This window comes from Streptomyces sp. ME19-01-6 (genome assembly GCF_033793745.1).
In the GTDB taxonomy this organism is placed as follows: Bacteria; Actinomycetota; Actinomycetes; order Streptomycetales; family Streptomycetaceae; genus Streptomyces.
Map to the genome: position 1 here is coordinate 415,956 of NZ_JARAXF010000006.1, position 13,937 is coordinate 429,892.

12 protein-coding genes are annotated in these 13,937 nt (G+C 70.9%); 5 read left to right on the forward strand and 7 right to left on the reverse strand.

Annotated features, from left to right (window positions below):
• Window positions 1-4 precede the first annotated feature (4 nt).
• The 6 genes from PV419_RS17755 to PV419_RS17780 all read right to left on the reverse strand — a co-directional run bounded on the left by PV419_RS17755 (window position 5) and on the right by PV419_RS17780 (window position 5,652).
• Window positions 5-1,315 (reverse strand): VanZ family protein, encoded by a 1,311-nt coding sequence (locus PV419_RS17755; protein ID WP_319689687.1) that lies wholly within the window; start codon window positions 1,313-1,315, stop codon window positions 5-7.
• Window positions 1,316-1,460: 145 nt separating this feature from the next.
• A complete protein-coding gene (locus PV419_RS17760; protein ID WP_319689689.1) occupies window positions 1,461-2,234 on the reverse strand; it encodes a succinate dehydrogenase iron-sulfur subunit in 774 nt (257 codons plus the stop codon).
• Complete coding sequence (gene sdhA / locus PV419_RS17765; RefSeq protein WP_319689690.1) at window positions 2,234-3,988, reverse strand: succinate dehydrogenase flavoprotein subunit; 1,755 nt, start codon at window positions 3,986-3,988, stop codon at window positions 2,234-2,236. Before sdhA ends, PV419_RS17760 begins: the two co-directional genes overlap by 1 nt.
• A 24-nt stretch (window positions 3,989-4,012) precedes the next feature.
• Window positions 4,013-4,483: a succinate dehydrogenase hydrophobic membrane anchor subunit gene (locus PV419_RS17770; protein WP_319689691.1), complete on the reverse strand. Its 471-nt coding sequence runs from the start codon at window positions 4,481-4,483 to the stop codon at window positions 4,013-4,015.
• A gap of 5 nt (window positions 4,484-4,488) precedes the next feature.
• The gene (gene sdhC, locus PV419_RS17775) at window positions 4,489-4,869 is read right to left on the reverse strand and encodes a succinate dehydrogenase, cytochrome b556 subunit (RefSeq protein WP_319689693.1); all 381 of its coding nucleotides are present in this window, start codon (window positions 4,867-4,869) and stop codon (window positions 4,489-4,491) included.
• A gap of 156 nt (window positions 4,870-5,025) precedes the next feature.
• Entirely contained in the window at window positions 5,026-5,652 is a 627-nt protein-coding gene (locus PV419_RS17780; RefSeq protein ID WP_319689694.1) for a 2-oxo-4-hydroxy-4-carboxy-5-ureidoimidazoline decarboxylase, read from the reverse strand.
• A gap of 400 nt (window positions 5,653-6,052) precedes the next feature.
• Between PV419_RS17780 and PV419_RS17785 the strand changes: the two genes are divergently transcribed.
• The 4 genes from PV419_RS17785 to PV419_RS17800 all read left to right on the forward strand — a co-directional run bounded on the left by PV419_RS17785 (window position 6,053) and on the right by PV419_RS17800 (window position 11,062).
• Window positions 6,053-7,744, forward strand: a complete 1,692-nt coding sequence (locus PV419_RS17785; RefSeq protein ID WP_319689696.1) for a glycoside hydrolase family 20 protein — start codon at window positions 6,053-6,055, stop codon at window positions 7,742-7,744.
• Between the two features lie 363 nt (window positions 7,745-8,107).
• Window positions 8,108-9,043 carry a DUF4328 domain-containing protein gene (locus PV419_RS17790; RefSeq protein WP_319689698.1) on the forward strand — a complete coding sequence of 312 codons (936 nt, stop codon included), beginning with the start codon at window positions 8,108-8,110 and terminating at the stop codon, window positions 9,041-9,043.
• Between the two features lie 55 nt (window positions 9,044-9,098).
• Window positions 9,099-9,773, forward strand: a complete 675-nt coding sequence (locus PV419_RS17795; protein ID WP_319690024.1) for an RNA polymerase sigma factor — start codon at window positions 9,099-9,101, stop codon at window positions 9,771-9,773.
• Complete coding sequence (locus tag PV419_RS17800) at window positions 9,773-11,062, forward strand: hypothetical protein (protein ID WP_319689699.1); 1,290 nt, start codon at window positions 9,773-9,775, stop codon at window positions 11,060-11,062. Before PV419_RS17795 ends, PV419_RS17800 begins: the two co-directional genes overlap by 1 nt.
• 187 nt (window positions 11,063-11,249) lie before the next feature.
• Here the strand turns inward: PV419_RS17800 and PV419_RS17805 are convergent, their stop codons facing one another.
• Entirely contained in the window at window positions 11,250-12,134 is an 885-nt protein-coding gene (locus tag PV419_RS17805) for a L,D-transpeptidase family protein (protein WP_319689701.1), read from the reverse strand.
• 204 nt (window positions 12,135-12,338) lie between these two features.
• Between PV419_RS17805 and PV419_RS17810 the strand changes: the two genes are divergently transcribed.
• Window positions 12,339-13,928: a methylmalonyl-CoA mutase gene (locus PV419_RS17810; protein WP_319689702.1), complete on the forward strand. Its 1,590-nt coding sequence runs from the start codon at window positions 12,339-12,341 to the stop codon at window positions 13,926-13,928.
• Window positions 13,929-13,937: the final 9 nt, after the last annotated feature.

Genomic DNA, 13,937 nt, shown 5'->3' on the forward strand with positions numbered 1-13,937 from the left:
GGGTTCAGACGCTGGTGAGCGTCTTCTGCCCTGGGGCGGCCTCCTTGACGGCGACGGCGACGGCGACGGCGACGGCGACGGGGGCGGCCACCGGGCGGGCGGCCACCGTGCCGCGGGGGCGCCGGGCGCGGGTGTGCGGCAGGGCCTCGTTGCGGAGCCCCGAAAGGGTCTCGTGCGGGCCGAGGCCCTCGGGGTGGCGCAGCGTCCGCAGCCCGTACGTCACCAGCAGCGCGATGCCCAGCACCACGACGCGTGTCTGCTCCGGCGAGGACGCCGCGAGGTACACCGCGTCCTCGCCGTTCGCCTGCCGGGCTGTGGCGGTGGCGGTATCAATGAGGTCGGGCAGAGACGGCTCGAAGAGCAGCACCGCCGTCGCGAGCGACAGCCCCGCCAGCAACGGCAGCGCGGCCACGCCGAGCACCAGCGCCCGTACGGCCGGCCGCCAGAGGGGGAGCGCGCCGCCGCCGGTGGGCACCAGCCGCAAGCGCAACAGCCGTTTGCCGGGCGTTGCCCCCGTCAGATACGGCAGGACGACGAACCACCCGGCGAAGACCGCGACGGGTACCCACGGCAGGAGGTCCGCCCCGCCGAGTCCCTGGCTCACCACGACGGCGAGAAGCGTCGCCGCCGCGTACCCGACCAGGTCGACCACCAGCGCCGTCAGCCGCCGTCCGAACGGCACCGGGTGGCGCGCCAGCGCCCGCCCGTCCAGCGTCTCCAGCGTGGGCAGCCGCCGCGCCACGGGCCCGGCCAGGATCCAGCCGAGCATCGCGCCCGAGGTGTTGACGATCAGGTCGTCCACGTCGAAGAGCCGGTACGGGCAGGCGTAGAGGCCCCACACCCCACTCCACTGCGTCAGTTCGAAGAACAGCGAGGCGCCGAAGCCGAGGGCCGCGGCGGCCCGTGGCCCTCGCCGGAAGTGATAGCGGAGGAAGACCCCGAGCGGCAGGAGCAGCAGCAGGTTGAAGAGGGTTCCGGCGACGGCGGGGTTCTGCAGGACCAGCGCGTTGAAGGTGACCTTGCCGTGCGCCTCCTTCCAGATGTCGCCGAAGGTGTTGCCCGGGATCAGCTGCGGGGCGGCCACCATGGCGTAGCCGGCGCACATGTCGGGGGACCGCATGGGCAGCGGGACGACCGTCATGCAGAACGCACTCAGCGCGTAGTACAGGAAGCCGTACAGCGACAGGGCCCGCCCCCGCGACATGACGCCGTGCCTGCGGTAGAGCACGACGGCCGTCGGCAGAAACAGGGCCAGCGCGAGGAGGGGGAACAGGGCCGCGGCTGTCGTGATCGGCAGCAGGTACGCGTGGGTCATGCGGAGCACTATACACACGGCGTATACACCACGTGTATAGATGGACATGGGTGGCCCCCGGCGATACGACGAGTGCCCCGCTTCCCGGGCGGGAAGCGGGGCACTCGGCAGGTGCCTGCGGGCGGGTGCCTGCGGCAGTGGGGACTCAGAAGCGCCGCGTGATCAGCGCGCGCTTCACCTCCTGGATGGCCTTGGTGACCTCGATGCCACGCGGGCAGGCCTCCGTGCAGTTGAAGGTGGTGCGGCAGCGCCAGACGCCGTCCTTGTCGTTCAGGATCTCCAGGCGCTGCTCACCGCCCTCGTCGCGCGAGTCGAAGATGAAGCGGTGCGCGTTGACGATCGCCGCCGGGCCGAAGTACTGGCCGTCGTTCCAGAACACCGGGCACGAGGAGGTGCACGCGGCGCACAGGATGCACTTGGTGGTGTCGTCGAAGCGCTCGCGATCCTCGGCGGACTGTCGGCGCTCGCGGGTCGGCTCGTTGCCCGTCGTGATCAGGAAGGGCATCACATCGCGGTACGCCTGGAAGAACGGCTCCATGTCCACGACCAGGTCCTTGAGGACCGTGAGGCCCTTTATCGCCTCGATCGTGATGGGCTTCTCAGGGTTGATGTCCTTGATCAGCGTCTTGCAGGCGAGCCGGTTCCGGCCGTTGATGCGCATGGCGTCGGAGCCGCAGATGCCGTGGGCGCAGGAGCGGCGGAAGGTCAGCGTGCCGTCCACGTCCCACTTGATCTTGTGAAGCCCGTCGAGGACGCGCTCCTTCGGATCGATGTCGAGCTGGAAGTCCTCCCAGAACGACTCGTCGGAGACCTCCGGGTTGAAGCGGCGGATCCGGAAGGTGACCGTGATCAGGTGCGAAGCCGTGGCCGCGGCCGCCTCCGGAGCCTCGGAGGGCTTGTCAAGCGTCGGGGTGCTCATCAGTACTTACGCTCCATCGGCTGGTAGCGGGTCTGTACGACCGGCTTGTAGTCGAGGCGGATGGATTCGGAACCGTCGGCGCCCACCTCGCGGTACGCCATGGTGTGGCGCATGAAGTTGACGTCGTCGCGGTTCGGGTAGTCCTCGCGGTAGTGGCCGCCGCGCGACTCCTTGCGGGCCAGGGCGGAGACGGCCATGACCTCGGCCAGGTCGAGCAGGTTGCCCAGCTCGATCGCCTCCAGCAGGTCGGTGTTGAACCGCTTGCCCTTGTCCTGGACGCTGATGTTCTTGTAGCGCGAACGCAGGTGGCCGATCTCCTCGACGGCCTCCTTCAGCGTCTGCTCGGTGCGGAAGACCATGACGTTCTTGTCCATGGTCTCCTGCAGCGCCTTGCGGACCTCGGCGACCCGCTCGCTGCCGGCGGCCTCGCGCAACCCCTCGACCTGGTCCTGGACCAGCTGCGCCGGGTTGTCGGGGAGCTCGACGAAGTCGTTCTCGGCGGCGAACTCCGCGGCGGCGATGCCGGCCCGGCGGCCGAAGACGTTGATGTCGAGCAGCGAGTTGGTGCCCAGGCGGTTGGCGCCGTGCACGGAGACACAGGCGACCTCGCCCGCCGCGTACAGGCCCGGCACGACGGTGTCGTTGTCGGACAGCACCTCGCCCAGGACGTTGGTCGGGATGCCGCCCATCGTGTAGTGCGCGGTCGGCTGGATCGGGATCGGGTCCGTGTAGGGCTCGATGCCCAGGTACGTCCGGGCGAACTCGGTGATGTCGGGCAGCTTGGCGTCCAGCTGCTCCGGCGGCAGGTGGGTCAGGTCCAGGAAGACGTGGTCGCCCTCGGGCCCGCAGCCGCGGCCCTCCCGGATCTCGGTGTAGATGGAGCGGGAGACCACGTCGCGCGAGGCGAGGTCCTTCATGACCGGCGCGTACTTCTCCATGAAGCGCTCGCCGTCCTTGTTGCGCAGGATGCCGCCCTCACCGCGGGCGCCCTCGGTGAGCAGGATGCCCATGCGCCAGATGCCGGTCGGGTGGAACTGGAAGAACTCCATGTCCTCCAGCGGCAGCCCGCGCCGGTAGGCGACCGCCTGGCCGTCACCGGTCAGGGTGTGGGCGTTGGAGGTCACCTTGAAGAACTTGCCGCAGCCGCCCGAGGCGAAGATCACGGCCTTCGCCTGGAAGACGTGGATCTCGCCGGTCGCCAGCTCGTACGCCACCACACCCGCGGTGCGCTTGACGCCGTCGACCTCGGTCATCAGCAGGTCCAGGACGTAGAACTCGTTGAAGAACTCCACGCCCTCCTTGACGCAGTTCTGGTACAGCGTCTGGAGGATCATGTGGCCGGTGCGGTCCGAGGCATAGCAGGACCGGCGGACCGGGGCCTCGCCATGGTTACGGCTGTGGCCGCCGAAGCGGCGCTGGTCGATGGTGCCGTCGGGGGTCCGGTTGAACGGCAGGCCCATCTTCTCCAGGTCGAGGACCGAGTCGATGGCCTCCTTCGCCAGGATCTCGGCGGCGTCCTGGTCGACCAGGTAGTCGCCGCCCTTGATCGTGTCGAAGGTGTGCCACTCCCAGTTGTCCTCCTCGACGTTCGCGAGGGCGGCGGCCATGCCGCCCTGGGCGGCGCCGGTGTGGGAGCGGGTCGGGTAGAGCTTGGTCAGCACCGCGGTGCGGCTGCGCTTCGTCGACTCGATGGCCGCGCGCATCCCGGCGCCGCCGGCGCCGATGATGACGGTGTCGTACTTGTGGATCTTCATCAGTGGATACCTCAGCCCCGGGGCCTAGCGGATGTTCGGGTCGAAGGTGAAGATCACCAGAGTGCCGAGCACAATGGTGAATCCTGCCGCCGTGTAGAGCAGCGCCTTCAGCCAGAGACGGGTGTTGTCCCGCTCCGCGTAGTCGTTGATGACCGTGCGCAGACCGTTCGCGCCGTGCAGCGTGGCGAGCCAGAGCATGATCAGATCCCATGCCTGCCAGAACGGCGAGGCCCAGCGGCCGGCCACGAAGGCGAAGCCGATCTTGGAGACGCCGCCGTCGAGGACCAGCTGGATCAGCAGGTGGCCCAGGACGAGCACGACCAGCAGGACGCCGGACAGCCGCATGAACAGCCATCCGTACATCTCGAAATTGGTGCGAGTCGCCTTCGGCGTCTTACGGGTACGGGCGCGCGGCGGCTCGATGAGCGGCGCGGGGTGGTCCACGTCGTACGCGCGGACGCTGTCGTTCGCGGGGGTGGTGGTCTCGGCGGACATCTGTGTCAGCTCCCGAACAGCTCGCGCAGGGTGTGCTGCAGGATCGGGTAGAAGGCACCCGCCATCAGCACGACCCAGATACCGACAACGCTCCACAGCATCTGCCGCTGGTACTTCGGGCCCTTCGACCAGAAGTCCACGGCGATGACGCGCAGGCCGTTGAGGGCGTGGAACAGGATGGCGGCCACCAGGCCGTACTCCATCACGTTCACAATCGGATTCTTGTACGTCGCGACGACGTCGTCGTAGGCCTCGGGCGAGACACGTACAAGCGAGGTGTCCAGGACGTGGACGAACAGGAAGAAAAAGATGAGGACGCCGGTGACTCGATGAGCCACCCAGGACCACATGCCTTCCCGGCCGCGATACAGCGTTCCAGCCGGCACGGAAAACCCTCCGGAAACGGGGATTGGGGCCTGCCGGCTTCTGTCGGTCGGGCCCGGCCGGGTACGGTCCACCGGCCCTGGCCATCGTAGCGACGTGTTGTCGGTTCGCTCGCCCGGGGGGCTTCAGTGTGATCGATCAGGCACGTACGGCCTATATCAGGCAGGGCGGAACCGTTTGATTCCGGACACCTGAGAGTGGCCCGCGATCAGCCGGGCGAGTCGGCCGCGCGCGATGCGCCGCAGCTCCTCGGCCGCCTTGACCCGCTCGGCGTCCCTCTCGTTGTCCAGACGGGCATGGATTTCGGCCAGCACCCGATTCCGTATTTCGTCGGGGTGCAGGCCGTCCAGGCAGATCACGAAGACATGGCCGAAGCGGCGCTCGTACTCCGCGTGGGCGGCCCGCAGCGCGGTGTGCGCGGCCAGCGCCCCCGCCCCGCCCATGGGGATGCCCGTCGGCAGCTGCCCGACCGCCGCCTCGTCGGCGAGGGCCTCGTCGAGGTCGGCGGGGGTGAGGTCGTAGCTGGCCTCGTCACCGGCCGCGAGCAGCGCGTCGAGATCCGGATAGGGGCGGTGCGCCACGATCAGCCGCGCCCAGCGGCGGCTGCCGCAGCAGGCGAGCAGCGCGTCCTCGGCGGCGCCGGCCGGGGCGGTGTTGAGGTGGTCGAGGCGGGCGGCGCAGATCCGGCCGGGCGCGGCGGGGGTGGCTGGGGCGCGCTGGGCGGGCGGCCTGGGGGAGCGGAGCGCGGAAGGGGTGCGCGGGGAGTCGCTGGGCCTGGACAGCATGGGCTCCTTGGACACGCGTGTTCGAAAGGGCGGCGCAAGGGGTGCAGGGAGGGATGTAGTGGGCACAAGGGGTTGAAGTGGTGCGATCGGCAGTTCAAGGTAACGATATGTGTCAGTCGCTGTCCGGTGGATGTGCGAAATTCACCCGGAAGTGGAGGTTTCATGGTGTGCGGTGGACGCCATGCGGCCCGGGACGGGAGGTCAGCGCCATGAGGGACCCGAGAGACCCGAGCGAGCTGAGAGACCCGAGAAGGCTGAGAGACCTGACAGGTCCGAGCGAGCTGAGAGACCCGAGAGACCCGAGCGAGCTGAGAGACCCGAGAAGGCTGAGAGACCCGAGCGACCCGAGAGAGCGGCCCGTGCCATGGGATTGCCGTATATAAGGCGGCCGGGGCGACGCATGGCCGACCGGGCGGCAGCCACCCGTGGCGCGGGCACCCCCGTCGTCACGGCCGTCGCCGCCACGGTCGTCACGGCCCTCGCCCTGGTCACCGGCTGCCAGCAGCAGGGCGGCGAAGGCGGGCACCCGGCGACCACCAGCCACCGCCCGACCGGCACCGCCACCGCGACCAGCCGCCCCCCGACCACCCCGACCACCCCGGCCACTCCGAGCCCCCGGCCCACCACCACCTCGCCCCGGCCCCCGGCCAGCCCGTCGGCCCTCCCCGCCGCGCCCCGCACCGTCCCGTCCGTCCGGAGCTACGTTCCTCAGGCCGGCCCCGGCTGGCGGCCCGGCGCGGGCAGCCGCATCGTCGCCGACACCAGCGGCCCGCTCGCCGACGAGGCCGCGCTGATCGCCCGTGAGCTGGGCCTTCGCGTCAGCCCGGGCCCAGCAGGCAGCGGCGACCTGGAGCTCGCCCTGAACCCCAAGCAGAGCGGCGGCCGCGAGGCGTACATCCTCACCGTGCGCGGCGGCCGGGCCCGGATCACCGGCTCCGCCGACGCCGGGGTCTTCTACGGCACCCGCACCGTCAAGCAGGCGCTGCGCTCCGGGGGCCGGGTGCCGCAGGGCGTCATCCGCGACGCCCCGGACCGCTCACAGCGCGGCCTCAACCTCGACATCGCCCGCAAGTACTTCGCGCCCGCGTGGATCGAGGCCCGGTTGCGCGAGATGGCCGACCTCAAGCTCAACCAGCTCGGCCTGCACTTCTCCGACGACCAGGCCTTCCGTATCCAGAGCAGCTCGCATCCGGAGATCGTCGCCCCGCAGCACCTCACCAAGCAGGAGGTGCGCCGGATCGTGAGCCTCGCCCAGAGCCTGCACATCACCGTCGTCCCCGAGATCGACTCGCCCGGCCACCTCGGCGCGGTCATCCGCGCGCACCCCGCGCTGCAGCTGCGCACCGGGAGCGGGGCGGCGTTCCGCGGTGCCGTGGACATCTCGAACCCGGCCGCCGCACGCATCGTGGACGACCTGATGCGCGAGTTCGCGCCGCTCTTCCCCGGCCCGTACTGGCACCTCGGCGGCGACGAGTACGGCGCGCTGATGTCGCGGAACCCCGAGGCCGGCTATCCGGTCCTGGCCACGGCCGCCCGACTGGCCTACGGGCCCAGGGGCCGCGTCCAGGACCTGGCCACCGCATGGCTCAACGCCCGCGCGGCGGTCGCGCGTCAGCTGGGCAAGCAGCCCAAGGCGTGGAACGACGGCTTCTTCTCCGGCGGCGTCGTCACCCCCGACCGATCCATTCAGGTCGAGTACTGGACGGGCCGGGAGAGCGGGGCCCGGCTGCCGGTGGAGTACCTGCGCGAGGGGCGCACGGTGGTGAACCTCAACGACGAATACCTCTATTACGTGCTGGGGCAGCCGAATAACTTCCGCTACCCGACCGGCGAACGTATATACGAACAGTGGTCCCCAGCGGTACTTCGCGGGACCACGCCCGTACCCGACCCGGCGCTGACCGGTCCTGCCCGAGTGCAGGGCGCACGCTTCGCGGTGTGGTGCGACCTCGCCGGCGCGCAGACGCAGAAACAAGTGGCCGATGGCATCAGGCTGCCGCTCGCGGCACTGGCCCAGCGGCTGTGGGATCCCGGGAAGCCGCCCTTGAGCTGGAAGGACTTCGTCGCGCTCAACAACCGGCTGACGACGTGAACTCCGCGGCCCCCTGAACGGGCCCTGACCGCGCCGTGGCGGGAGGAGGGACGGTCGGGGCCGCCACCCCCCACAGGAGAGGCCCCGACCGCCGTCCGATACGGGCCCGCGAGGGACCCGTACTCCCTATAGCGTCGCACGCCCCGAATCCGTCACACCTCTCGCGGACGAGATCGAGACGGGACCGAGAGGTCCGGGCCGGGTCCGGCGCCCGGCCCCGCTCTGGACGTGACCGGTCGGCTCCCCGTAACGTGCAGGTCCGCGCTGTGGGCGCGGTGTGTTGTTTATTCCTTGCGTGGCCCGAAACGCGGTCACGCTCCCAGGGGGACTTCAAAAATGTATCCGTGTGGGAATTGCCGCGCCGTGGCCGTCGGCCCCGACGGGCGCTGCGCCGCATGCGGGACCTACCAGCAACAGCTCCAACAGGGGCCCATACCGGCCGCGCCGGCACCGCCCCTCGCCTATCCCGCCGCCCCCGCCATGGGGATGCCGGCCGGCGGGGTGGATCTGCGGCGCGGGCTGTCGACCACGCTGGTGGTGCTCTTCGGGGTGGCGATCCCCGCCCTCATCCTCGTTCTCGTGGCGCGCGGTGACCAGTACGGCGTCATCGGGGACATGCTCGACGGCTCGTACGTGACCCGGAGCGACCTCGATGACGCCGACGACTTCTATACGGGGGCGGCGGCCCTCTACTTCTGCCTCATGGTCGCGATCGTCATCGTGTGGGCCATCTGGTTCCGGCGGCTGCGGCTGAACGCCGAGGTGTTCGCCCCCGGTCAGCACCGGTTCGGCAGCGGCTGGGCCGCGGGCTCCTGGTTCACCCCGGTCGTCAACCTCTGGTTCCCCAAGCAGATCGCCAACGACATCTGGCGGGCCAGCTCCCCCCAGGGGCCGCACAACGTGCGCCGCGGACTGCTCAACGGATGGTGGGTGACCTGGATCGTCGGCTTCGTCGCCAACTTCGCCGGCACGGTGCGGTACAACACGCTGCGGAGCAAGGTCGAGAGCGACAGCTACAATCCGAGCTATTCGGAAGCCAAGAGCGACATCGAGGACCTGCACGGCATCCTCGCGCTCGACATGTTCGCGGTGGTCGTCTTCATCGCCGCGGCGATCCTCGCGCTGCTGCTCGTCCGCCAGATCACCGCGATGCAGGAGCAGCGCGCCTCGCTTCCGCCGCAGACCGGCGGACCCGCCCCGTACGGCACGCCCGCCCCTCCCTACGGCATGCCTCCCTCACCTCCCTACGGCCCGCCCGGTCCGGCGAACCAGCAGTACCCGCCCTATGGTCACGGCTAGCCTCGGCTACGGCATCGCTGGACCTCCGTTTCTCCGAGTGGGGCAGGTAGAGGGCGTGCAGGGGGACGACGCGGAACTGACCGCCGCGGTGCGCGCGGCGCAGGACGGAGACGAGACCGCTTTCCGGACCGTGTACCGAGCGGTCCACCCTCGCCTCCTCGGGTACGTACGAACGCTGGTCGGCGACGGCGACGCGGAGGACATCACCTCCGAGGCGTGGCTGCAGATAGCCCGCGACCTGGCCAGGTTCAGCGGCGACGCCGACCGCTTCCGCGGCTGGGCCGCGCGCATAGCCCGCAACCGGGCGCTCGACCACATCCGGATGCGCGGGCGGCGCCCGGCGATCGGAGGCGACGAGACCGAACTGGAGGGCCGGGCGTCCGACGTGGACACGGCGGACCAGGCGCTGGAGGCGCTCGGCACCGGCCGCGCCCTCGGGCTCGTCGCCCAGTTGCCGCAGGACCAGGCCGAGGCGGTGGTGTTGCGGGTCGTCCTCGGGCTCGACGCCAAGAGCGCGGCCGCGGTCCTCGGCAAACGCCCCGGCGCGGTGCGCACCGCCGCCCACCGGGGCCTGCGGCGTTTGGCCGACCTGCTCGACGCGGGGAACGGGGCCGAACGAGGGGTGCGCGGGGTAGTCGATGGGGTGCCGCTGCAACGGGAGTCACACAGAGGGACCGCGAGGTCCGCCGGTGTGACGGATTCCGGCGTCCCGACGCAGAAGGACATGTGATGGCCGACGACCACCGCTACACCTGGCTGGATGACGATGCGGCGGAGCGGTTGCTTCGTGGTGAGCCGGCCTGGGGGCAACCCAGCGACCCCGAAGGCGGGCAGGACGGCGGGCAGAACGGCCGGTCGAGCCAGTCGCGGAGCGAAGCGGAGCGGTTGGCCGCCGTGCTCAGCGCCGTGGCCGAGGCATCCCGCCCGGTAGCGGCGGACGGCACCGACGGCCAGAAGCCCCTCCCGGGCGAGGAGGCCGCGGTGGCCGCGTTCCGCGCGGTACGGGCGGAACGGTCGGAGCGGGCAGGCCGGGCGCTACGGAGCGTACGGTTCGGCGCCGACGGCGGCTCGGAATCCCCTGGGGCGTTCCGGATAGCGCGGGCGTCGAGCGGGTCGGGCGGGCAGGCGCGGCTGCGTCGGCCGCTGCATATCGGAGTGGTCGCCGCGCTGGCCGGCTGCGCGCTCAGCGGATTCGCGGTCGCGACGGCCGCGGGCGTGCTGCCTTTCGGGCAGCACGACGGCGCGCCGGGACCCACGGTGAGCATGTCGTCCGGCAGCGGCGGGAAGCCGGTCGGGCCCCAGATCTCCCCGGACGGCCGGACGTCGCCCGGAACCGGAGGATCGGCCGACAACGATGCCAGCGGCGGGCCCTCGCACGGCTCCGGCGGCTCGGGCATGTCACCCGGCGAGGGCCATGAGGGCTCGGGCGACGACCAGGACAAGAACAAGAACAAGAACAAGAACAAGAAGAACGAGAACAAGGCCAAGGACACAGGCCAAGGCGACTCGTCGGCGTCGGGCGCGAACGAAGGCGGCCAGGTGGTCACCGTCTGCCGCCAGTATCTGGCGGCGGAGGAGGGTCAGGGCGCGGCTGTCGACGCCAAGGACCTGAAGAAGCTGGAGAAGGCGGCGGGCAGTCCGACCGCGATCCACAGTTACTGCGTCGCAGTCGTCGGCGACACCGGCGGCGGCGAGGCGACCCCGCGCAGCGGCGAGAACGACAACGGCGGTGGGGAAGACCAGGGAAAAGAGGACGGGGACACGGGCACTGACAACGCCCCGGCGCCCCCACCTCCGCCCCCGTCCGACCCGCTGACCCCCGACACGTCGCAGGCCCCTGACACGTCGCAGGCCCCTGATACGACGCCGCCTGCCGATACGACGCCGCCCGCCGACGTGACGGCGACGGCGGGCGACACTGTGACGAGGGCCGCGCCCCGCACAGCCGAAGGCCTGACCGGGACCGCCGGTGACACCGCCGCCGGCGTGGCCGAGGACGCCACGGGCTCGGCCCGTTGAGGTTCCGGAATCCGGGTGTGACGTTTTTGCCGGCGGTGACGCTGTAAGAAACGGGCCGACTGGTCATCGGCCGCGCGCGGGAGCCGAGGTTCCCCCCGTACCGACGGCTCCGCGCATATGGCGCGGGCAGGGCACGTTCCCCCGGCCCTGCCCGCGCCCTTCTCATCGACCTGTTCGCTCCGCGGAGCTACTTGTAGACCACGACCTTGTCGCCCGTCCGGACCTGGTCGAAGAGGGTTGCGATCTTCTCCTTGTCCCGTACGTTGACGCAGCCGTGCGAGGCGCCGCTGTAGCCGCGGGCGGCGAAGTCCGCCGAGTAGTGCACCGCCTGGCCGCCGCTGAAGAACATCGCGTAGGGCATCGGGGTGTGGTAGATCGTCGAGACGTGGTCGCGGCTCTTGAAATCGACCTGGAACAGCCCTTCCCGCGTCGGGGTGTACTGCGAGCCGAACCGCACGTCCATCGCCGAGACGACCTTGCCGTTCACCATCCAGGCCAGCGTGCGGCTCGTCTTGCTGATGCACAGCGCCCGCCCGGTCGTACAGCGCGGATCGGGCTTGGCGAGCGGGTTGGTGGTCGGCGGGTACAACTCGTCGTGCGTGGGCCGCTTGGTGGCCGTGCGCAGGGAGTTCCAGGTGCGGCGGTCGACCGAGCCGGTGGCCGTCAGGCCGTGGCCGCGCTGGTAGGCCTGGACCGAGGAGCGGGTGACCGTGCCGTAGTAGCCGGTCGGGTTGCGGTCGAAGAGGCCGAGCCCGCGCAGCCGCGCCTGCAGCTCGCGCACCTGCTCACTGCTCGTCCCGAAGGCGATCACGGCGGCGGGCGCCGGCGGGGCGGTCCGCCGGGGCGGCACGGCCCGGTGCGTGGGTCGCGGCTTGTGCGACGGCTTCTTCCAGGCCCTGTGCGGCCGTGGCTTCGCCGGTGAGGCGTGGGCGGGTGCGCTGCTGCTCGTACGCACCTCCGGTCTCGCGCGCGCATGCCCGGTGTCGGGCGGGGCCTGCTGCTTGCACCCCGTGACCAGCGTCGCCACCGCAGCCGTGGCGAGCGCCGTACGAGCCACCGATATCCGGTGCATCCTCCCCAACCCCCAGACCCGTCCCTGCCCCAGTCTTGTCCTGTCGCCGTGCCCTGTGCCGTTCGCAGTACGCAGTTCGCCGTTCGCTGTCGCTATCGTCTTCCATGCTTCCCGGGGCTGCCGCGCGGCGAACATCGGCGCATGCTGTGAGGAGGGCTCTTCCCCTCGAGTGGTGGCCACCGGACCAGCAGGAGGCGTGAACACATGGCGCGCGAGTCGGAGTCGGGTTTCCCCATCGAACCGGTGTACGGGCCCGAGGCGCTCACCGGCCGGGACCCGGAGGAGGCGCTGGGCGAGCCGGGCACGTACCCCTACACGCGCGGCGTCCACCCTTCGATGTACACCGGCCGCCCCTGGACGATGCGCCAGTACGCGGGCTTCGGCACCGCCGCCGAGTCCAACGCCCGCTACCGCCGGCTCATCGAGCACGGCACGACGGGCCTGTCCGTCGCCTTCGACCTGCCCACCCAGATGGGCTACGACTCCGACGCCCCGCTCGCCCACGGCGAGGTCGGCAAGGTCGGCGTCGCCATCGACTCGGTCGAGGACATGCGGACGCTGCTCGCCGGTATCCCGCTGGACCGCGTCTCGACCTCCATGACCATCAACGCGCCCGCGGCCCTGCTGCTCCTGCTCTACCAACTCGTCGGCGAGGAGCAGGGCGTGGCGGCCCGGAACCTCACCGGCACCATCCAGAACGACGTGCTCAAGGAGTACATCGCGCGCGGCACGTACATCTTCCCGCCGGGCCCCTCGCTGCGGCTCGTCGCGGACGTCTTCAAGTACTGCGGGGCCGAGATCCCCCGCTGGAACACCATCTCCATCTCCGGCTACCACATGGCGGAGGCGGGCGCCTCGCCCGCGCAGGAGATCGCCTTCACGCTGGCCGACGGCATCGAGTACGTCCGTACGGCCCTCGCCGCGGGCATGGCGGTCGACGACTTCGCCCCCCGCCTGTCCTTCTTCTTCGTCTCCCGTACGACGCTCCTGGAGGAGGCAGCCAAATTCCGGGCGGCGCGCAGGATCTGGGCACGGGTCATGCGCGAGGAGTTCGGCGCCCTCGACCCGAGGTCGCAGATGCTGCGCTTCCACACCCAGACGGCGGGCGTCCAGCTCACCGCCCAGCAGCCCGAGGTGAATCTGGTGCGGGTCGCGGTCCAGGGGCTCGCCGCCGTCCTCGGTGGCACCCAGTCCCTGCACACCAACGCCTTCGACGAGGCCATCGCGCTGCCCACCGACAAGTCCGCCCGCCTCGCGCTGCGCACCCAGCAGGTGCTGGCCCACGAGACGGATGTGGCCGCCACGGTCGACCCGCTCGCCGGCTCGTACGCCGTCGAGTCGCTCACCGACGCCGTCGAAGCCGCCGCCCTCGACCTGATGCGGCGGGTCGAGGACCTGGGCGGCGCCGTGGCCGCCATCGAACAGGGCTTCCAGAAGGAGGAGATCGAGCGCAACGCCTACCGCATCGCCCAGGAGACCGATGCGGGCGACCGGGTGGTCGTCGGCCTGAACCGCTTCCGGCTGGAGGAGGAAGAGCCGTACGAGCCGCTGCGCGTGGACCCGGCCATCGAGGAACGGCAGCGGGACCGCCTGGCGAAGCTGCGCGCCGCGCGCGACCGTACGGCGGTGAGCGCGGCGCTGTCCGCGCTGAAGAAGGCCGCCGAGAGCGAGGCGGGGGCGGCGAACGTCCTCTACCCGATGAAGGACGCGCTCGCCGCCCGCGCCACGCTGGGGGAGGTCTGCGACGCGCTGCGGGACGTATGGGGTACGTACGTCCCGGCCAATACCTTCTGACCGGGGCGC

Excerpts from the sequence above, each read along its gene's own strand:
- PV419_RS17785 (WP_319689696.1), top strand. The coding sequence starts at position 6,053 with ATGGCCGACCGGGCGGCAGCCACCCGTGGCGCGGGCACCCCCGTCGTC.
- sdhA (WP_319689690.1), bottom strand. The coding sequence starts at position 3,988 with ATGAAGATCCACAAGTACGACACCGTCATCATCGGCGCCGGCGGCGCC.
- PV419_RS17805 (WP_319689701.1), bottom strand. The coding sequence starts at position 12,134 with ATGCACCGGATATCGGTGGCTCGTACGGCGCTCGCCACGGCTGCGGTG.
- PV419_RS17760 (WP_319689689.1), bottom strand. The coding sequence starts at position 2,234 with ATGAGCACCCCGACGCTTGACAAGCCCTCCGAGGCTCCGGAGGCGGCC.
- PV419_RS17800 (WP_319689699.1), top strand. The coding sequence starts at position 9,773 with ATGGCCGACGACCACCGCTACACCTGGCTGGATGACGATGCGGCGGAG.
- PV419_RS17780 (WP_319689694.1), bottom strand. The coding sequence starts at position 5,652 with ATGCTGTCCAGGCCCAGCGACTCCCCGCGCACCCCTTCCGCGCTCCGC.
- PV419_RS17810 (WP_319689702.1), top strand. The coding sequence starts at position 12,339 with ATGGCGCGCGAGTCGGAGTCGGGTTTCCCCATCGAACCGGTGTACGGG.
- PV419_RS17755 (WP_319689687.1), bottom strand. The coding sequence starts at position 1,315 with ATGACCCACGCGTACCTGCTGCCGATCACGACAGCCGCGGCCCTGTTC.
- PV419_RS17770 (WP_319689691.1), bottom strand. The coding sequence starts at position 4,483 with ATGTCCGCCGAGACCACCACCCCCGCGAACGACAGCGTCCGCGCGTAC.